14 protein-coding genes and 1 pseudogene are annotated in these 19,064 nt (G+C 47.8%); 8 read left to right on the plus strand and 7 right to left on the minus strand.

Annotated features, from left to right (window positions below; genetic code table 11):
* Window positions 1-220: 220 nt before the first annotated feature.
* A complete protein-coding gene (locus EOV40_RS08460) occupies window positions 221-2,449 on the minus strand; it encodes an HAD-IIIC family phosphatase (protein ID WP_244296861.1) in 2,229 nt (742 codons plus the stop codon).
* Window positions 2,450-2,690: 241 nt separating this feature from the next.
* Here EOV40_RS08460 and EOV40_RS15275 point away from each other — a divergent pair.
* A pseudogene (locus EOV40_RS15275) lies at window positions 2,691-2,883 on the plus strand (transposase); the annotation flags it as partial.
* Between the two features lie 239 nt (window positions 2,884-3,122).
* On the opposite strand, the gene EOV40_RS08470 reads toward EOV40_RS15275, so the two are convergent.
* Window positions 3,123-3,917 (minus strand): DUF4422 domain-containing protein, encoded by a 795-nt coding sequence (locus tag EOV40_RS08470; RefSeq protein WP_128105652.1) that lies wholly within the window; start codon window positions 3,915-3,917, stop codon window positions 3,123-3,125.
* Window positions 3,918-4,448: 531 nt separating this feature from the next.
* Here EOV40_RS08470 and EOV40_RS08475 point away from each other — a divergent pair.
* Window positions 4,449-4,862 carry a hypothetical protein gene (locus EOV40_RS08475; protein ID WP_128105653.1) on the plus strand — a complete coding sequence of 138 codons (414 nt, stop codon included), beginning with the start codon at window positions 4,449-4,451 and terminating at the stop codon, window positions 4,860-4,862.
* 466 nt (window positions 4,863-5,328) lie between these two features.
* On the opposite strand, the gene EOV40_RS08480 is transcribed toward EOV40_RS08475, so the two are convergent.
* Window positions 5,329-6,828, minus strand: a complete 1,500-nt coding sequence (locus tag EOV40_RS08480) for a discoidin domain-containing protein (protein ID WP_128105654.1) — start codon at window positions 6,826-6,828, stop codon at window positions 5,329-5,331.
* Window positions 6,829-8,076: 1,248 nt separating this feature from the next.
* Here EOV40_RS08480 and EOV40_RS08490 point away from each other — a divergent pair.
* Both EOV40_RS08490 and EOV40_RS08495 read left to right on the plus strand, forming a co-directional pair.
* Window positions 8,077-9,456, plus strand: coding sequence for an ammonium transporter (locus tag EOV40_RS08490; RefSeq protein WP_408740478.1), 1,380 nt, complete (start codon window positions 8,077-8,079; stop codon window positions 9,454-9,456).
* Between the two features lie 179 nt (window positions 9,457-9,635).
* Complete coding sequence (locus tag EOV40_RS08495; protein WP_208729131.1) at window positions 9,636-10,115, plus strand: hypothetical protein; 480 nt, start codon at window positions 9,636-9,638, stop codon at window positions 10,113-10,115.
* 54 nt (window positions 10,116-10,169) lie between these two features.
* Here EOV40_RS08495 and EOV40_RS08500 read toward each other — a convergent pair whose 3' ends face one another.
* The 3 genes from EOV40_RS08500 to EOV40_RS08510 are packed head-to-tail and all read right to left on the minus strand — an operon-like array spanning window position 10,170 to window position 13,043.
* Window positions 10,170-11,105, minus strand: a complete 936-nt coding sequence (locus tag EOV40_RS08500; RefSeq protein WP_128105656.1) for a retropepsin-like aspartic protease — start codon at window positions 11,103-11,105, stop codon at window positions 10,170-10,172.
* A complete protein-coding gene (gene pip, locus EOV40_RS08505; RefSeq protein ID WP_026019237.1) occupies window positions 11,102-12,088 on the minus strand; it encodes a prolyl aminopeptidase in 987 nt (328 codons plus the stop codon). Before pip ends, EOV40_RS08500 begins: the two co-directional genes overlap by 4 nt.
* A 7-nt stretch (window positions 12,089-12,095) precedes the next feature.
* Window positions 12,096-13,043 carry a tyrosine recombinase XerC gene (locus EOV40_RS08510; protein ID WP_087651900.1) on the minus strand — a complete coding sequence of 316 codons (948 nt, stop codon included), beginning with the start codon at window positions 13,041-13,043 and terminating at the stop codon, window positions 12,096-12,098.
* A gap of 83 nt (window positions 13,044-13,126) precedes the next feature.
* On the opposite strand from EOV40_RS08510, the gene EOV40_RS08515 reads away from it, so the two are divergent.
* Window positions 13,127-15,397: a primosomal protein N' gene (locus EOV40_RS08515; RefSeq protein WP_128105657.1), complete on the plus strand. Its 2,271-nt coding sequence runs from the start codon at window positions 13,127-13,129 to the stop codon at window positions 15,395-15,397.
* A 27-nt stretch (window positions 15,398-15,424) separates the two neighbouring features.
* On the opposite strand, the gene yajC is transcribed toward EOV40_RS08515, so the two are convergent.
* Entirely contained in the window at window positions 15,425-15,790 is a 366-nt protein-coding gene (gene yajC / locus EOV40_RS08520; protein WP_014457073.1) for a preprotein translocase subunit YajC, read from the minus strand.
* A gap of 148 nt (window positions 15,791-15,938) precedes the next feature.
* Here yajC and EOV40_RS08525 point away from each other — a divergent pair, with 148 nt between their 5' ends.
* The 3 genes from EOV40_RS08525 to mutT all read left to right on the plus strand — a co-directional run bounded on the left by EOV40_RS08525 (window position 15,939) and on the right by mutT (window position 19,028).
* A complete protein-coding gene (locus EOV40_RS08525) occupies window positions 15,939-16,808 on the plus strand; it encodes an ATP-binding protein (protein ID WP_128105658.1) in 870 nt (289 codons plus the stop codon).
* A 116-nt stretch (window positions 16,809-16,924) separates the two neighbouring features.
* On the plus strand, window positions 16,925-18,043 hold the full coding sequence (locus tag EOV40_RS08530) for an aromatic ring-hydroxylating oxygenase subunit alpha (RefSeq protein ID WP_087651897.1): 1,119 nt from the start codon (window positions 16,925-16,927) through the stop codon (window positions 18,041-18,043).
* The gene (mutT, locus tag EOV40_RS15470; RefSeq protein WP_128105659.1) at window positions 18,036-19,028 is read left to right on the plus strand and encodes an 8-oxo-dGTP diphosphatase MutT; all 993 of its coding nucleotides are present in this window, start codon (window positions 18,036-18,038) and stop codon (window positions 19,026-19,028) included. Before EOV40_RS08530 ends, mutT begins: the two co-directional genes overlap by 8 nt.
* Window positions 19,029-19,064 lie beyond the last annotated feature (36 nt).

A 19,064-nucleotide genomic window follows, 5' to 3' on the forward strand; every position in this document is an offset into this window, starting at 1 on the left:
TTTTTTATCCGCTCCCACTCAGACCTTATCGCATCTATATACTTCCTCGAAAAATAGGGAGAAAACATCATAAAATGCGGCAATGTACAAGGTCAGTATCGCTACCCGTTAACTGACGACACGCTCTAGCACTCCACGAAAAACAGACCTGCTGCGTTACAAGCATCGCAACCCGCTACGACAAGACCGCCCCGTCCTTCACAAGTCTCCTAAATATCAATCAACTGTTCTTTAATTTCTCCGAATAATTGATGGTAATATTTAGAATTTTATCAGAAATATTTTTATATACTAACCGATCAAAATGCGCACCACCCAATGCACCGTCATTAGCAAGGTCATCTTCTGATTTAACAAAATTTTCCATTTTCAAATAATGGAAGCCATATTTTGCAACAATAGGCTCGACAATAATATTTATTTTCTCATTAAATTTCATAAGATCAATATCTTTACCAATCTTAGAATTCAATCCCAAAATAATAACTTTTTTATTAGCATTTCTTAACCTATTAAAAATATAATGAATATCATTTTCAAAAAGTTCTTTATTAAACCCACCAAAAAATATAAATTCTTCTCGAAAAAATTCCCACTGATCCTTTGTGCAACCTGTTGTAATTCCCCAATCTAAGACTTCTTGATATGTTAATTTAGTATAATCATTTTTGGAATATGGATCCCACGCATGCCCACCTGGCATATAGTACCATGGAAGCCCTACATTCCCTAATGGTAAAATCATGCCTGTCGTTTTGGATTGATACAAACCATGAAAAGATTCTTGAGAAAAAGACAGAACATATACATCTGATGTTTCCTCAAGAATATCTGTATCAAAACGATGAGGCGGCATAGCCGGAAAACGAGCAACTATCTCCCGATTTCTTTGATCTTTTAAATCTTCTCCAGCAACATATACAATACGAGGTGTAGTTACGATTTCCCATCCCTCATAAGGATAATTAAATTCTTCAACTGTATCGACTTTCGTGCGCAAGAAATTGGAGGTCATCATCATATCGCATGCGCCGCGAATACACACTTTAAGACGGTTTGCAGAAAATGATGATGCGTCTGTTGCTTTATCTACATCTTCAACGACATTAATCCAGTCCACAATCGGATCTTCAAGTTTGGAGCCTACTTTGCCTTGAATAGGAACGCGGCGTTCCCCCAGTCTGCGCCACACAAACTGTTCTACCCCCATGTTCATTGTACGGCAGGAAAACAGGAAGTGTAGAAATTCCCCTTTACGTGAAAGGTAAAATCCGCAGATGCCGTAATTCCCGTAGGCATCGGCAACTTTTACATAGCCAACGTCTGTATCAAAATCGGCTTCCACTTCTTCTCTAAAGCGCAGGCGTGCTTCTTCAATATCTTCTGGCCACCGGTTCTTGGTGAAATTGAGCTGGTTTGTCCGGTTCACAAGATCATGAATACGCGGGAACTCGGCTTCAATATCGGAATGGAAGCTGACGCGAATATCGCTTTTACGCAAGAAAGCTTCATTATCGCCGCCAGTGGCAGCCATATCCTTGTGTTTGGATTCCAGAACCTGATAGCGCTTGAGGCGGCTATGCTCTGGGTCTGTTTTGCCTTTAAATCGTGGATTATCCAGCAAGTTTTCCAAAACAGCGGGTTCAGCCACGTTCAACTCTGGTACAAAATGCTTGGCTTCGTTCAGATTTGTAACGTTATCATCAATGAACAACACGGTTTCAGGGCGAAGCTGGATTTTTTCGATAATGTCCTTAACTAGTGGTCCCTTCGGCCCCCATGAAATGCGTGGGAAAACAAAATCATCCCATATCCGAAGCTGTTCCAGACGCGCTTTAACGTCCTCAAACGTATTGCGTGAGCAAATGGCATTCACAATGCCTCGGGCATTCAATGTTTTTACAATATCAATATTGCGCTGAATGGGGGAGATTTCCCCTTCAGAGAGAGTGCCTTTCCAGAAGGTGTCATCCAAATCCCAAATAACCAGCCGAATGCCTTCTTGCTGCTGGTTTTTCCCTTCAGACAATCGACTCAATATATTTCCAGACAAATATTGATCCTCAGTTAAAACCAAGTTATTCAAATCGTATTCTGGAGGGATAATATCAGATTTTTCTATGATATTATTATTGCTTCCTATTAAATTAAAAATAACTCCCCATTCAGGATCCTGTGACGGCCCACTAAAGAAATATATTTTATTTTGAAATATGAAAAATGCTTCAAATTTCCATGTTGGAGAAGCATCATGCGAAAGTATTTCTAAAATATTTTCATCATTTATACGCCATGAGCATTCATTTGGATGTTCATATCCTAGTATTTTTCCACTTGGATCGAACCTTAAACTTGTGGTCATAGGAGGTTGATTTACAGCCCCCCATATCCAATGCTGCTGCGTTAATAAATCGAAGATTTGTTTTTTGTTTAAGTGCAAACGTCCCATCAACTTTTCTCCAACTCTTATTATAATTTAATCTATTTATGATTGATTATTATTGCAATCAAGATAAGAAAAAGTAGTCCTTATTGTCCAGATCAAAACTGAAGGGTTCTAAAAACCTTTTGGTTCTAAGACTCTATCTCTGCTTCTATTCTCCAAGCGTTGATTGGAGAGAATGGTGAGATGAAGCAATTTACTTTCTTCAATGTTTAAGAGTGACTAGCTCGCCTGAGCAGTCTTGATGATCAACATGATCCAGGTGCTGAATAATTTGACCTATGAACGGACAGAATGCCTGATTAATAGCCTCCTGTATTTTATGCGCTTTCTAGGTCTGGGGTCATCGAATCGTGTGCCACGACAATCTGGCTGTTTCGCGAGTGCTTGACAAGGCCAGTACGATTGAGGCTCTGTTTGATCGTTTCTTGGACGCAACGCAGACCGTAAGTCATCACGCAGAACCATCAAAATCTGTTTGTCGAGCGCAAAATCAGATGTTTTTCGAACCCTTTAGTTTATGATGGAACTTGCCATATGGGCGGATACCCTCAATCATTGATCCCTTATTCGCCCATGCCTCGTCTGTGAAAATGCCTGTTTCACTTTCGTGTGCCATCCATACAATATATAGAAAATATCAAGCGCTAAGAAGCGCCTAGCTTTCTTTAAATTAAAGCTAGGACCATGATAACATTGGTACGTAATTCACCCTGAGAAGAGGATTTTCCATTTTTTTCTGAAAAAGATAGTATGAGAATATTTTTTCAGAATAATACCCTAACTCTCTTGGATGATTGTGAAGTATTTTCCCTAAATTCTTAACAATTTCGTACCAAAATTCCATATATTCATTAAAGTAATCTCTCCTCATAATAAACGAACATCTATAATTTGTGGTTGTATGGTTAAAATCTACGAACATTGGTTTGTTTGAAAAATAAGAACATGATGTGAGAACATGTTCTAATATATTATCATCGCAAAATTCACTTTTTGTACTGATATTTTGAGATCTTACACAAAAAATATCATATTCCGAAACTTTTTGTTTCAGAATATGATTGTATTCCGTTTTGTTTTCTCGCCTTACTTTCATTACGTTATCAAACGCAACACTATCATGAAAAATTTCTTTTAATTGATCTTTTTCTATTTTTTTTCTTAAAAGTAAAATACTTGGATATTGATCCTTAACAATAGAGTAAGGAAGATAATCTACATACAACAACCTTCTAAAATGCTCAAATCCTATATAATCATAGTTTTGCAAATGATTTTTCCAAATATAATAATGTGCCCTCATTTCAGAATGAGTATCTTCAAATGCTATATTATCCTCATGATCAAGGTCTCCAAAAAAACAATTTTCTTTAGATTTCTGTCCTATGATAAAATCTGAAAAAATATCATTAGACATATAATCTACATGTTCATCAAAAAAATGAGTCACCCTGAAAATCTTTAACTTCATAATAAAACCAACTTTTTCAAATCTCACTGAAGATAAAATAAATCAAAACAGCAGCACGCACAATGGTAATCCCCACACAAAAAAGTGGCGTTTGAATAAGAATTTTCTCAACGTAAGAATGAGGAGATTCTGATGAAGAATGATCGCTTTACTGATGCCCTGATCATAGAGTGATCCGCCAGGCTGAGGGCTGTATTCTGTTTTTTGACCTGTGTTGGGAGCATGCAGATAGATGTTTTGAAGAAAATCTTTGGAAAAAGTTAAGCAACCAGCCCAGCGCCGGGAACTGGCCGCACAAGCTGTGGCCTATCATGGCGTCAGCATTGCGCTGGCCTGTTGGATTTTTTTGGTATCTGAGACCTGCTTTCGCTATCATCCGCGATTAACAGCGGAAAACGACAGAATTTCTAATCTTGTTGTACGATTGGCCCAAGCTCACAGGAGATGGGGATTTGGTTTATGTTGTCCGTATATCTGCGCAATGTGCAGGGACATATCAGGAATCATTAGCGGGTTTTCGGATCTATTAGGATGGGGATCGGGATCGGGATCGGGATCGGGATTTCAACCTGCAAGCGTCTGGTTCGCGAAAAGCTTGGAAAGCTGTCGGTTCCAGTCCTTCTCAACACGATCTGGCCCATAGAGTTGATAACGGAGAAACTTTTGGATAGTCGCGCTTTTCGGTTCCTGGACATTCTGAATGACTTCAATCGTGAAGGACTGGCGATTGTGGTTGTTTTTCCCTTGCCTGCCTTGCCTATCGGGTTGCTTGCGGTCTGGAACAGATTATCGAGTAGCGCGGCAGGCCAGAGGCTATCAGAATGGATAATGATCCGAAATATGCAATCATACGTTAGTTTCATGGGCCGAGAAACAAAGGATTACCCGAACTATATCCTGATGTCGAATCAGATTTTGGACGCAACGTTGATTGCCGCATTGTAGGAGAGACTACTCGATCGAAGCAATACTGCATCTGATGCCTGAGCAGACACAGTAACATCGCTCAAAGAGCAGCGAGATTTTCATGAAAAAACAGGTCTTTGTCTCACCAAGATCGAGGAATTATATTATATTCAGAAATCTATCTTTCCTCTACTGGTATTGCGATATTTTTGAAGCATCTACCAATATTGCGTGCAACATATGGTCTTGACATCGGAAGGTAATGGATACTTCGCAAGATCGTGTTAAACCGATTGAACAGAACTTCAATCATTACGGGATAAGTCCGATTCGCAGATACGATATCAATCTCAGAAGAATTTTCGAAACCTTCATTTTTAAAAATAATACAATTCAATAAATACATCTTACTTTCCTAATAAAATAATAAATATTTTTTAACTTTCCCTTTTCTTGCCACAGAATGTGAACAAGAAAAGGGAAATTAATATCAAAACCTAATTTCTTATACTTTTTTGTAGATATAAACTTTATCTAAATGAAGGCACTGAAAATCATTCAGGGAAAGTTTTACAAACCGAGCTTTTGTTGCCGTTTTCGGTGAAAATATTAAAGGTTTTCCATCAAGCCCACCAATAAGATAGTCACTTTGATGGAGATAGATAGTTTTGAAAATTTTCCCATCTTCGGATACGGAAATCTGAAGGGTGCTCAAACGTTTCAAAACTTCGTGGTCAGATGAATTTGGAAAAATACGGTTAAACACACGTATTTCCGAAATATCATAAATGCTTTCTAAATCAGCCATCCACCAAGGATTTTGTTCTTGTTCTGTATGGCAACTAAAAAGACCGGTTGGAGTACCCGATAAGGCATTTGTAGCATCTTCAGCACAGGTACGTCCTTTTGACCAAGCGCAAATAGAACTCTGAGTTGCCTGCTTCCCTTCACTAACAAGCATACCTTTGGGAAGTGGTTGAGGTAAACGATTTTGGTCAACAGGAATAGGATGTTCATCACAGAGAGCGAACTCTAAGAAGCGCAAAGCCGAAAGATAATTGAGTTCTTCTTGAGGAACTGGGTTTCCAACCTCTCTAAGAGCATAAGAACGACGAACTTTCACGAATAACTCTTGCAGAGTTTTGTGAGCATCATAAATATTTCTTATATAACCATTTTTTTGAAAATACTCGACATTTTCAAGAATGTATTTCGGGAATGTTTTATCAACTGGCACATATTCCGCCAGTTCATCGAAACGAAAGATACGAGTGCCAATATCAATTTGCTGCTTCAGACGGTTCCGATCTTTCATGAGATTAGGCCAAGGATCATCTGAATGTGCATAAGCGTGAAATTTCTTTTCTAAAGCATCAAGCCCACCCATATTGGTAAAATGCCAGCCAGAGTCATTTCTGACCGTAACCGGAATCGATAAATGGTAAGCCTCATGTAGTAGAGTATAACGCATGTAAGTAAATAAATAAAAATTCCAGTCATTTTCTGTAATATTTTTTTCTCTATTCAATGAATCTAAGATATTAATATATTTTTTCTGAATAGCATATGGATGCCACCATCCTTTTCGCTCAAGAAGATTAAAATAATATTGATACATATTCATTGAAAAATATGTAATACCATCAAATTTTTTTGCAAAACGAATCGCATCAAGTGTTGGAATCTCATCGATATCTGTATGAATGATAAGGTCATCAGGCTGCGCACGCTGCACAATACGCATCATTTGTTCACGTTGATATGCATCTCTTTTAAACTGATCTAAACCTTCAGGAAATGATAGTATAGGTAAATAAATGATTTTGTGAGCATATTTTTTATAGCGACTATTATTTTCCTGAAAAAATAAATTTTTCTTTTTCCCCATATAATTATAAGATGATTCACAGATAACAAAGTAATCAACCACTTCATCAAGTTCTGCTAATCGTATATCAAGAAGGTCAAATTCATTAAAAAACGAAAAACAATCAAATACAGCCATTGTTAACTCCCGTTAAAGATTGACAGAAATGTTAGCTTTCTTTATTAAATGTATTATATAAACTCAATGATGTTACAGGAAAATCACTTTATTCCTAAGAATGAGAAGAAAACAAAACCTCAAAATATTATAAAGCTTTATTTCAGGTCTCACCGACCTTCATTCGGATAACTCGATTGAGTTCACTAACAAAAACCTTCCGTTATTTAATTTACACATTTCTTAGCATCTTCTGCCGTCAAAATATGCCAGATTTTTGCCCGGTTGACGAGCCTCTGTGTCTCGCCTTTTTACTGCAGTTAGTAAAATAAGGGGAAAACTTCTTTGCGCAAAACTGAAGCTTTAGCCTGAGAGCCCACCTGCGAAAAAGAGTCTGATTACTTTTTCGCAGCATTCTGCGCGTGGATAAATGTAATGGTGAGCCAAGTTCAAGAAGTTCTGATTGTTACCTCGACCTTTCTATTGGTGCATAAACATGATCCAAGTAAAATAAAGTACTTTTTTTACTATCAAACACCGTTATCAGGGACATAAAACCCTTGAGAATGATGAACGTTTCATAATAACCAGCGACCAGTTTATCTTCTCCTTCCTGCGGATTCTCGCAAGTTTCCACCAGCGTATCCCCCATCAGCAACAAGGCGACGGAGCCAAGATTAAAGAAAGGAAAAGCACTGTAATCACAGAAATTTACTTTCGGTCAAAATCTAGAAATTATTTTCTACAATCCAAAACAATATCTGCTTCTCACTTTACACAAAGAAGAATGGAATTGAATGCTTTATTCATAAGGTCGATACGTTTCGCGAACATGTTAATCTCATATAGCAAGTCGAAAATTAAACTTCTTTCGCCACTACTCAAACCTTAGGACCTGTTATATCTTGAAATTCTTTCTATATTGTCGGGGGAACAGAGCAGGCAACCTTTACGGACGAGGCATGGACGATCTGGGAACCTCTAGCCTCGCCTTAAGGCGAAGCGCGCTATCGCAACCAGATACGAAAAAACAGCAACACTCTTCCCCGCGGTCATGCTCATCTCTGCCGCAGCAGACTGGGTCAAGCCCTAATTTACTACTACCATTATAATGAACTGATGACATTTCCGAGCAACATCCCAACTCAGAAAATAAATTATTCCGAACACGATATGTTATTGCTTATATACGCAGAAAATCGCATAATTCTAAACATTATATAACCTTATCCATCGCCTAGGTTTATATCCACGGGAGTGCAACGCTGCATGCTGCAATATTGTTCCAAGCTTTTACGCAACCCTTTGGCAAGATTAGCAGTTCTTACTCTGTCTTGTTGTACCATAGCTCTTCCAGCCCATGCAGCTGATTCCTCACCAGCAATTGATACCGGTGATACAGCATGGATGCTAGTCAGCACTGCCCTTGTGCTGATGATGACAATACCTGGTTTGGCCCTGTTTTATGCGGGCATGGTACGCAAGAAAAACGTACTGGCAACACTGATGCAATCTTTTGCGCTGTGCTGCATTATTTCCATTGTCTGGATGATCGCTGGATATTCTCTGGCCTTCACCACAGGCTCTCCGTGGATTGGCGGATTGGGCCGTATGTTCCTGAACGGTATCGGTGCCAACATTCATAATGGTGCGGATATCGGCTTTACCCTTGGTGCAGATTCCCCCAACGCCACAACGATGACCATTCCTGAGAGCATCTTCATGATGTTCCAGATGACATTTGCCATCATCACCCCGGCCCTGATCTCCGGTGCCTATGCTGAACGCATGAAGTTCAGCGCCATGTGCGTATTCTCCATCATCTGGTCCCTAATCGTATATGCCCCTATCGCACATTGGGTCTGGAGCCCTATCGGTTGGCTGGGTGGCCTTGGCACAGCAGACTTTGCCGGTGGCACGGTTGTGCATATTAACGCTGGTGTTGCTGGCTTGGTGTGCGCTCTAGTGCTGGGCCGCCGTAAAGGTTACGGGCAGGATGATCTCTCTCCCTTCAACCTGACATATGCCGTTATTGGCGCTTCCCTGCTATGGGTTGGCTGGTTTGGCTTTAACGCCGGTTCTGCCGTAGGTGCCAATGGGCGCGCAGGTATGGCCATGGCCGCTACCCAGATTGCCGCTGCTGGTGCTGGCGTATCCTGGATGCTGGTTGAATGGCTGCGCTCTGGCAAACCAACTGTGCTGGGTGTTATTTCTGGCGCTGTTGGTGGTCTGGTGGCTATCACACCTGCTGCTGGTTTTGTGCTGCCGGGCAGCGCACTGATTATCGGCCTGATTACAGGCGTTGTCTGCTACTGGGGTGCCACATCTCTGAAGCACATGATGGGCTATGATGACAGCTTGGATGCCTTTGGCGTGCATGGCGTAGGTGGTATTGTTGGTGCACTGCTAACCGGCCTGTTTGCCTATGGCCCGCTCTCTGCAACAGATTCAAACCCCTCCGGCATTACGGGGTCTGTGCATCAGCTTATCGTGCAGACAGAAGCCGTGCTGGTGACCATTGTATGGTGTGCTGTTGTATCCTTCATCATCCTGAAAGTGGTTGATCTGGTTATCGGCCTACGCGTTACACCCGATGAAGAACTGGAAGGTCTGGATATGTCCCTGCATGGGGAACGTATTAACGACTAACCCTTCTCAAACACGTCGGGTTCTACCCGTTATACAAAGCCCTCTCCCGTTTATTCGGGAGGGGGTTTTTGTTTTTCTCATAAAAATATCATCCCCCATTCATTTCGCTGCCACAGTTTGCGATACTATTTACGGGAGTAAAAAACGGCATCGGGTCGTTTTTTGATTCGCCCCTTTGCATGAGGTTTTATTTTATGAACTTTTCTGCACGCACCGGCTTGGCTGCATTACTGCTTGGTTGCGCAACTGCTCTTACCGCTCCTAGCGCCCATGCACTGACGGCCAAGGAATGCCACGCAAAATTCAAGGAAGCCAAAGCGGAAAACACGCTTAACGGCCAGACATTTAAAGCATTTAAAGCCGCCAACTGTGATGCCACCACGGCAGAGGCTGCTCCTGCCGCCACCAGCAAACCAGCAGAAACCACACCAGAAGCTGCCAAACCGGCTGCACCTGCTGCTGTAAGTGCTTCTGGCGCTACCTTCCCTTCTGCGGTCGATCCTCAGTATTCCAAGCTGAGTGCTGGTAAAGCCCGCATGAAAACCTGCCTGGATCAGTACCACACCAACAAATCCAGCAATGCCAATGGCAACATGAAATGGATTCAGAAAGGCGGCGGTTATTACAGCGAATGCAACAAGCGCCTGAAAGGCGAATAATCTAACGCTCAGAAGGCAGAAGAAATTATGTTCTTCTGCCTTTTGTTTTTTATATTAACGGTGCGCCTGCGGTGCCGGCATGACATACAGCGTATGTGTGCGGTAAGATATCCAGACACGATGCGCAGCAAACCAATCTGATCCCAAAAGCATATCTACGGTATCATGCACGGGAGCAACCGTGAGAACCGGAGATTTTTCCTGTTCCTGCCCAATCTGGAACAGATGAAACTTATGCCAGTGATAAATCTGCTGGTGCCCATCTACCCCGGTTGTCATTCCCCCCGGATCAGCCGCCAAGGCTTGGCGGGAAACACCAATACGCTCCGCCGCACCTATTGAGACAATGCGTGAACGTGCCCCACTATCCACCAGCGCCTTAAGCTTTGTACCATCCAGCGTAACTTCCGCCACCACCCGCTGGCCTGCTGCCTGCAACGGCACCGCACGATAAATGTAACGCCACCCTTCCGGCCCAGTGCAATCTGCTGAATTGGCAGACCAGAAAGACAGAGTGCCCCCCGCCACGTTAAATTCCACATCATAGCGGGAGAGCAGATCTCCCCCCATCAGGCCCTCCACTTCAGGCTCTGTTTGAGGCACTGCGGGCAATGTATCCACCGGAATGGAAACAGGGCCAAACTCGACATTCTGCGCGCGAAAGGATCTGACAATTGCATTGGGCACAATCCGCCCAATACCCCCGGTGCCCCGCACAACCGTGTGCACACTTTTATCCCGCTGGGCGGCAAAAAGTGAGGCAGCCTCAGGTGAGATAAGGCTCCCCTCCGAACCTGTATCCACAATCATACTGACAGCATGGCCATTCACGCTAACAGGAATGTTCAGAAAGCCCTGATCATTCCGCAACGCCACGCGTGCTACCAGCTTATGGCATCCATCTGCAGCATAAGCTGCGGAAATACCACCAAGCGACGCACTGGCTCCGCCACCTATTATGAGGACGCACGCAATTATTTGGCGTTTCATGCCAGTTCCCGCGCAAAACGGTCTGTTGCATTCAGCAACGCCGTCAAAATACCGGGCTCAAACAAAGCATGGCCTGCGGCATCAATTAAGTGGAAATCGGCTTCCGGCCATGCCTTGTGCAAATCCCACGCTGTGCGTACCGGCGTTGCCATATCGTAACGCCCCTGCACAATCACTGTAGGAATATGGCGGATCCGCCCGACATCCCGAATAAGCTGACCTTCTTCCAGCCAGCCCCCATGCACAAAGTAATGGTTTTCAATACGAGAGAATGCGAGCGCATAATCGGCTTCATCATGCTGCACTTCCATTTCCGGGCATGGCAGCAAGGTTAATGTGCGCCCTTCCCACAAACTCCAGGCCCGAGCCGCTTCCAGACGAACAGCAAGATCATCAGATGTCAGGCGCTTGCGGTACGCAGCCATCATATCCCCACGCTCTGCGGGTGGAATCGGTGCCAGAAAATCCTCCCACTTATCAGGGAAAAGCCAGGAGGCACCTTCCTGATAATACCACAGCAATTCGGCCCGCCGCAGGGTGAAGATGCCGCGGAGCATCAGCGCAGTTACACGGTCTGGATGTGTTTCGGCATAAGCCAGCGCCAATGTAGAACCCCATGAGCCACCAAATACGGCCCATTTCTCTACCCCGCACATTTCACGCAGGCGTTCAATATCTGCAACCAGATGCCATGTTGTGTTTGCTTCCAACGAAGCATGAGGCAGCGAACGGCCACACCCACGCTGGTCAAACAGCACAATGCGGTAACGCGCCGGATCAAACAGTCGCCGTTGGGAGGGTGAGCACCCCCCACCCGGTCCACCATGCAGGAACACAACCGGCACACCATCCGGGTTGCCGCACTGCTCCCAATAGATCTGATGCCCTTCCCCCGTATCCAGATAACCATGGGCATAGGGTTCGATTTCGGGCCACGGTGCACGCAACGCCTGTATCATGCCGGTGTGTTCCTTATTTTGCATTCTGGCCTCATTGTGCACGCGGATGCGCCCGCGTCCAGACATCCAGCAAGCGGGCCTCATCTGCCAGTGTGTAACGCTGTGTGGTGGAGAGGCTGGCGTGGCCCAGCAACTCCTGAATAACGCGCAAATCCGCCCCACCTTCCATCAGATGGGTTGCAAAGGAATGGCGTAGCGCGTGGGGTGTTACATAATCTGGCAAGCCAGAAAGATGTCGCCATTCCCGCATGGCTTTCTGGGCAATAGCAGGTTGGAGGCGCTTGCCCCTTATTCCTACAAACAAAGGGGCATCTGGGGTTGGAGCTGGATGGCGTGTGCGCCACGCTTCCAGCGCCTGCTGCACCACGGGCAGCACCGGCACAAGACGTTCCTTGCCGCCTTTGCCCAATATACGTAGTACATTGCTGCTGCGCATAACATCCAGATCAGCAATATTCAGGTTCAAAGCTTCAGAAATACGCAATCCGCACCCATATAAAAGCAGAAACAACGCGGCATTTCGCTGCTGTTCCATGGGTGTTTGCGCCAAATCAGAAATATCTTCCGGGGCTGCCAAAGCCTGATCTTTAGCCAAAGGGCGTGGCAGAGGCTTTTTGGTGCGCGGTGTGCTGAGTAATTGAATGGCCGGGTTTTCTACTCCCTGCCTGCGCGCCAGATATTTGAAGAAAGACCTGACGGCAGAAACACGGCGTGCACGTGTGCGGGTGGCCTGATCTGATGACGTTTTGCGTGCTGTTGGTTTGCTGGCCTCGGCCTGCTCATAAGCCAACCATGCACGAAAATCCCGCAGGCTTATTAAGCCCAAGCCGATCATATCCGGCAGGCCATCCAGATGCGTGGTCATAAACCCTAAAAAACGGGCCAGATCGCCTTGATAGGCCTCAATTGTCAGGGGAGATGCCTGTTTTTCTACAGCCATCCACTCCAGAAATTTCTGAACAGCTTCTTCAGCAGTCATGATCTTCCTCTGTCGGGCAGAAAGCTTGATGCGCTTTTTCTCCCCTGTTCTTTCCTTGTGGGCAGCATTACAACCAAATCCTGATGGCGCAGAAACCCTTCCCCAATATACCTATGCAGGATTCTGGCAACTTAACGGCCAGTGCTTGCAGCACCACACGTATTTCCGTGCTGCTGCCTATGCCTTTTGCCGGGCCTTTTGATTACCGCGCGCCAGCAGATATGGATTTGCAACCCGGTGATATTGTTGTCGCCCCACTGGGTAAGCGGCAGGAAACCGGTGTGGTATGGGATGCAACATCTTCACTTCCCGCCGATCTGGCCCCACCAGCCACAGAAAAAAAGGTGGATGCGGCACGCCTGCGCCCGGTGGTCTGCCGGCTTGATCTGCCGCCTTTATCAGCAGAACTGCGCCAGTTCATAGATTGGGTGGCCGCTTATACGCTTACCCCTCCGGGTATGGTGCTGGCCATGACCTTACGGTTGCATATGCGCGCAGCCCCTACCCCCACAATGGGTTGGGCCTTGGCAGAAAACCCTGATCTGAACGCTCTGCGCCTTACCCCTGCACGCCAAAAGGTGCTGGACCTTCTGGCAGATGGCAACCACCGCACCACCACAGATATTACCAATGCCACGGGCGTAAGTGCTGGCGTGGTAAAGGGGCTTGCCAATGCAGGCGTGCTGCGTCCTGTTTCCCTTGGGCCAGAACGCCCATTTGGCCACCCCGATGCCCACTACAACCCACCTGTGCTGGAAGGTGAGCAGCAAAGTGCCGCTGTGGCCTTACGCCAAACTGTTACGGAAAATCGTTTTTCCGTAACCTTGCTGGAAGGGGTTACCGGCTCTGGCAAAACAGAAATCTACCTAGAAGCCATCGCCGAATGTCTGGAACAGGGCAAACAAGCCCTTATCCTTCTGCCCGAAATTGCTCTTTCCGCCCAATGGATGGAACGTTTTTCCCGCCGTTTTGGCGTGCAACCTGCTGTATGGCACTCCGAAATCGGGCAGCGCGCGCGTAGGCTTACGTGGCTTGGGGCAGCAGATGGTTCTGCCTCTGTCATTGTGGGAGCCCGCTCTGCCCTGTTTCTGCCCTTCCATAATCTCGGCCTGATTATTGTGGATGAAGAGCATGAAGCCCTGTTCAAGCAGGAAGAAGGCGTCATCTACAATGCGCGAGATATGGCCGTAGTGCGTGGGCGGCTGGCGCGTTTTCCTGTGGTTGTGGTTTCCGCCACCCCCAGCTTGGAAACACTGGCAAACGTAGAGGCTGGACGGTATCGGCACCTTGTTCTGCCCACCCGGCACGGAGGGGCAGAATTGCCAGAAACCCGCGTGCTGGATTTGCGTGATCATCCCCCGCCCAGAGGGCTTTTTCTCTCCCCCGAACTGGTGGAAGATATTGGCGCCACGCTGGAACGGCAGGAGCAGGTTATGCTGTTTCTCAACCGGCGCGGCTATGCTCCTCTGACACTGTGCCGATCCTGCGGGCACCGTATGGAGTGCCCGCATTGCACGGCATGGCTGGTGGAGCACCGCAACCGCAAGGTGCTTTCCTGCCATTATTGCGATCACACAGAACCCATGCCCCCCACCTGCCCGCAATGCGGATCTGACCACAGTTTGACCGCCATAGGCCCGGGCATTGAACGCATTACGGAAGAAGCACGCCAACTGTTCCCTGATGCCCGTTTGCTGGTGATGTCTAGCGATACACTTGGCGGCCCAGCCGCCACAGCGGAAGCTGTTGCCAAAATCTCGCGCAGGGAAGTGGACCTGATTATCGGCACGCAGATTGTTGCCAAAGGGTGGCACTTTCCGCACCTTACTCTGGTTGGCGTGGTGGATGCAGACCTCGGGCTTAGCGGGGCAGACCTGCGGGCTGGAGAACGTACGATCCAACTTTTACATCAGGTGGCAGGCCGTGCTGGCCGAGCGTCCTCCCCCGGGCGGGTTATTCTGCAAAGCTATGCCCCTGAACATCCGGTGATGCAGGCACTGCTTTCGGGGGATTTTGATGCCTTCATGCAGCAGGAGGCCGCACAGCGTAAACCGGGGTTCTGGCCTCCTTACGGGCGATTAGCTGCTTTAATTGTAAGTGCAGATACACCTGTTGCAGCAGATGAAGCCGCCGCCCAACTGGGCCGCACCGCCCCTTATGGAGAGGGTATACAGGTGCTTGGCCCGGCCCCAGCCCCGCTGGCCGTATTGCGTGGGCGGCACCGCAGGCGGCTATTGCTACGCACACATCGTAATATTGCGGTGCAACCTATCCTGCGCCGCTGGCTGGGTATGGTAAACCTGAACAGAAACGCCAAAGTGGACGTAGATATAGACCCCGTTTCCTTTCTCTGACGTTTCTGCACATTAAGCCAGAAAAGCTTACTTTTTTGCGGTTGCTGTATCGTTTGCGGGCTTGGCGGTGCTGGTCAGCACTGTGGAAATTGTGCCGCGCAGCACCATAACACGCACGTTTGGCGCGATTTCCACTTCCACTTCTTCCGAATCTTCCTTGGCGCGCTGAACAATACCCACAACGCCACCAGCCGTTACAATCCGGTCTCCACGGCGGAGGGCTTTGAGTTCTGCCTTAAGCTGCTTCTGCTGTTTTTGCTGCGGACGGATCAGCAAAAAATACATAATCGCAAAAACAGCCACAAACGGCAGGAAGGACATCAGGCTAGAGCCCCCACCAGCACCTCCAGCGCTTTGGGCATAGGCGGCGGGAATAAGGAAATTGGACATCAAGCAGACTTTCCTGAAAGGCGTGTTGCGAAAACAGAGAAAGTGACCATAATTTTCAATCCTCGTGCGTCAAGCACCTGCACGGATGAAAACGCCTTACGGCCCGTAATTTTATAACCAACGACCGGCGACAAACAGGATAGATACCCAGATGGATACACCGACACTCCCTGTTCTGGAACGCATTGCCTCTGCTCTGGAGCGGCTTTCTCCTCCACCAGCCACGCTGGAAGGGGTGGATACCGCCGATGCCTTTGTCTGGCTGCCAGAACGCGGGCGCCTTCTGCCTGTGCCTCATGTTGCGCATGTGCCGGTTGATCTGCTGCGCGGGGTGGATCTGCAACGCAAGATCCTGATTGAAAACACAGAGCACTTTGCCCGTGGCCTGCCCGCCAACAACGCCATGCTCTGGGGTGCTCGCGGCATGGGTAAATCCTCATTGGTAAAAGGCGCACACGCCTTGGCCAATCAGGTTAATGGCAAACCATGCACCCCCGGTAAGGGCGCGATTGCCCTAATTGAAATTCAGCGCGAAGATCTGGCAACCCTACCACTGCTGCTCAGCCTGCTGCGGGAAAACCCGCGCCGCTTTATTCTGTTCTGCGATGATCTGTCCTTTGAAAAGGAAGACCGGGATTACAAGGCGCTGAAATCTGTTCTGGATGGCGGCATTGCCGGGCGGCCAGAAAATGTTCTGTTCTACGCCACATCCAACCGCCGCCATTTGATGCCGCGGGACATGATTGAAAATGAACGCGCAACCGCCATCAATCCCTCCGAAGCCACAGAAGAAAAAGTCTCGCTTTCAGACCGGTTTGGCATCTGGCTTGGTTTTTATGCTTGTGAACAGGATACGTTTGCAGACATGGTGCAGAGCTATGCGCGTGAACGTAACCTGCCCATTGCCGATGCGGACCTGATGGCCCGCGCCAATGAGTGGGCAATTACACGCGGGAGCCGCTCCGGACGTGTGGCTTTCCAGTTTATTGAGGACCTGACGGCAGAGCTGGCAGAACATTAATTTCTGTCAGCCATGCGCTCCTGTCTTGCTTCTTGCGTCACGATGAGTTGAGATAGCATTCGCAACAGCGGCATCAAAACGGCGCCGCACAGGTATTCTTTGTGATTTGAGGCGAAATGGATCAGACCGCTCAGACCGATTCCTCCACCCAAGAACTGGCTGTTGAAGCCAGAAAGGGTAAAATAGATCTGCGGCGCGTCAGATCCAACCCGGACTACTGGTACCCTGTTGCGTGGTCTCGGGAGCTTAAGCCCGGCAAAACCATTGGCACGCGCTATGCTGGCACACCTATTGCTTTGGTGCGCCCGGATGCAGGCCCCGTATTTGCACTGGAAGACCGCTGCGCCCACCGGCAGGTGCCTCTTAGCAAAGGCACGGTAGAAGGCGCCTCTGTTAAATGCTGCTATCATGGCTGGGCGTATGGACGCTCTGGCCGATGCATTGATGTGCCCTATCTGGGCAAGGGCAAACTTCCTAACGGCGTGCGCACTTTCCCCTGCCGGGAACAGGACGGCATGATCTTTGTTTTTCCCGGTGACCCGGAAAAAGCAGACACCGTACCCCTGCCCGCGCATCTGGCCCGTGCCAGCAATCCGGCCTACAAAACCCGTTACTTTGGCACTACCATTGGGTGCCATTACAGCTTCATGCATGAAAACCTGATGGATATGAATCATCAGTTCATGCACTCCAAACAGATGGGGCAGATGAAGCCTCGCTTTTTGGGCCAGAAACGTGAGCCAAAGCTGGTGGAAGCCCGCTACAGCTTTGCCCGTACTGGCGGCAAGCAGCCTTTTGGTGAAGCCCTGATTTTTGGTGAACGCCGCGATTCTTCGGAAAAGTTCCAGCATCGCGATGTCATGACCATTCGTACGGAATATCCGTATCAAACCCTGCGCATCCAGACCGGAGATGAAGATCCGGTGATGGATTTGTGGATTGTTTATGTGCCGCAAAGCGCAGATGAACTCACCAACCGTACCTTTGGCCTGCTTTCCGTCAAGCGACCCAAAATTGGTAGTTTGCTGGATATTGCGTGGCCTTTCCTTGTAGCCTTTACCAACCGCATTTTTGCCGAAGACCGCGAAATTGTGGAACTGGAGCAGAACGCGTGGCGCGAACTGGGTGGTGACCACAACGTAGAGGTTTTCCCCGTTATCAATGCCCTGCGTGAACTTCTGACCGAATGCGGTATTCCCCCAGAACCAGCGCAAACGCCTAAACCCAATGCCTGATACTGCCCCGACCGAACTGGAAGCCCCGCCCTATCACCTACGCCCACTTTGTGCGCAGGATGCCCCTGCTCTCCACCATCTGGTGAATGACTGGGAAGTGGTGCGGATGCTCAGCCGTCTGCCTTTTCCATACCCGCGAGAACTGGCAGATAGCTGGATAGCTTCCACACAGCAGATGCAGCAAAAAGGAGAAGGGTATCATTTTGCCATTCTGGATAAGGATGGCACTTTTATTGGCTGTATTGGCTTGGGTATTCAAACCCCAGCCAATTCTGCACGTATTGGCATGTTGGGGTATTGGATTGGCCGCCCCTACTGGGGGCAAGGCATTGCCACCCGCGCTGCCGAACGCGTTACCAGTTGGGCGCTGGCGCATCTGGAAATTTCCAGTATCCGCGCACATGTGGCCGTAGATAATGTTGCCTCTGCCCGTGTGCTGGAACATGTGGGTTTTCAGAAAATCGGAACAGACAAACAGGTTTTTGCCTCCCGCGGGAGCGAACAGCCCATGCTGGTTTTTGAAACCACGCGCCACATGCAGGATGCACGCCGCGCCTCAGCATCAACTCCCACATCATCTGCTCCCAAAAAGCTGGTTCTGGTTTCCGCCGCAGCACTTATTGATACACAAGGCCGCATTTTGCTCGCTCGCCGCCCGGAAGGGAAAAGCATGGCAGGCCTATGGGAATTTCCGGGTGGCAAAATAGAAGCAGGGGAAACGCCAGAAGCCGCTTTGGTACGCGAACTGCATGAAGAACTGGGGCTTGATATGTCCCGCGCCTGTTTGGCGCCGTTTACCTTTGCCTCCCATTCTTACCCGACATTTAACCTGCTGATGCCGCTTTATGTCTGTCGGCGCTGGCAAGGCACGCCCATCCCCAAGGAAGGGCAAAAGCTGGCATGGGTTGCCCCGCAGGATCTGCGCAAATACCCCATGCCCGAAGCCGACCTGCCGTTTATTCCGCTGCTTCAGGCATTACTTTAAAAACTATCAGGAACAGATTTGGCCTTCTGCAGGCCT

Origin of the sequence: Acetobacter oryzoeni, from assembly GCF_004014775.2 — a bacterium.
Classification (GTDB): Bacteria; Pseudomonadota; Alphaproteobacteria; order Acetobacterales; family Acetobacteraceae; genus Acetobacter; species Acetobacter oryzoeni.

Bases quoted from the DNA above. Each gene is read 5' to 3' on its own strand.
- EOV40_RS08510 (WP_087651900.1), bottom strand. From the start codon at position 13,043: ATGACTGCTGAAGAAGCTGTTCAGAAATTTCTGGAGTGGATGGCTGTA.
- EOV40_RS08495 (WP_208729131.1), top strand. From the start codon at position 9,636: ATGAGGTTTTATTTTATGAACTTTTCTGCACGCACCGGCTTGGCTGCA.
- EOV40_RS08475 (WP_128105653.1), top strand. From the start codon at position 4,449: ATGGGGATCGGGATCGGGATCGGGATCGGGATTTCAACCTGCAAGCGT.
- pip (WP_026019237.1), bottom strand. From the start codon at position 12,088: ATGCAAAATAAGGAACACACCGGCATGATACAGGCGTTGCGTGCACCG.
- EOV40_RS08470 (WP_128105652.1), bottom strand. From the start codon at position 3,917: ATGAAGTTAAAGATTTTCAGGGTGACTCATTTTTTTGATGAACATGTA.
- EOV40_RS08525 (WP_128105658.1), top strand. From the start codon at position 15,939: ATGGATACACCGACACTCCCTGTTCTGGAACGCATTGCCTCTGCTCTG.
- EOV40_RS08500 (WP_128105656.1), bottom strand. From the start codon at position 11,105: ATGAAACGCCAAATAATTGCGTGCGTCCTCATAATAGGTGGCGGAGCC.
- EOV40_RS08530 (WP_087651897.1), top strand. From the start codon at position 16,925: ATGGATCAGACCGCTCAGACCGATTCCTCCACCCAAGAACTGGCTGTT.
- EOV40_RS08515 (WP_128105657.1), top strand. From the start codon at position 13,127: ATGGCGCAGAAACCCTTCCCCAATATACCTATGCAGGATTCTGGCAAC.
- EOV40_RS08490 (WP_408740478.1), top strand. From the start codon at position 8,077: ATGCTGCAATATTGTTCCAAGCTTTTACGCAACCCTTTGGCAAGATTA.
- EOV40_RS08480 (WP_128105654.1), bottom strand. From the start codon at position 6,828: ATGGCTGTATTTGATTGTTTTTCGTTTTTTAATGAATTTGACCTTCTT.
- mutT (WP_128105659.1), top strand. From the start codon at position 18,036: ATGCCTGATACTGCCCCGACCGAACTGGAAGCCCCGCCCTATCACCTA.
- EOV40_RS08460 (WP_244296861.1), bottom strand. From the start codon at position 2,449: ATGGGACGTTTGCACTTAAACAAAAAACAAATCTTCGATTTATTAACG.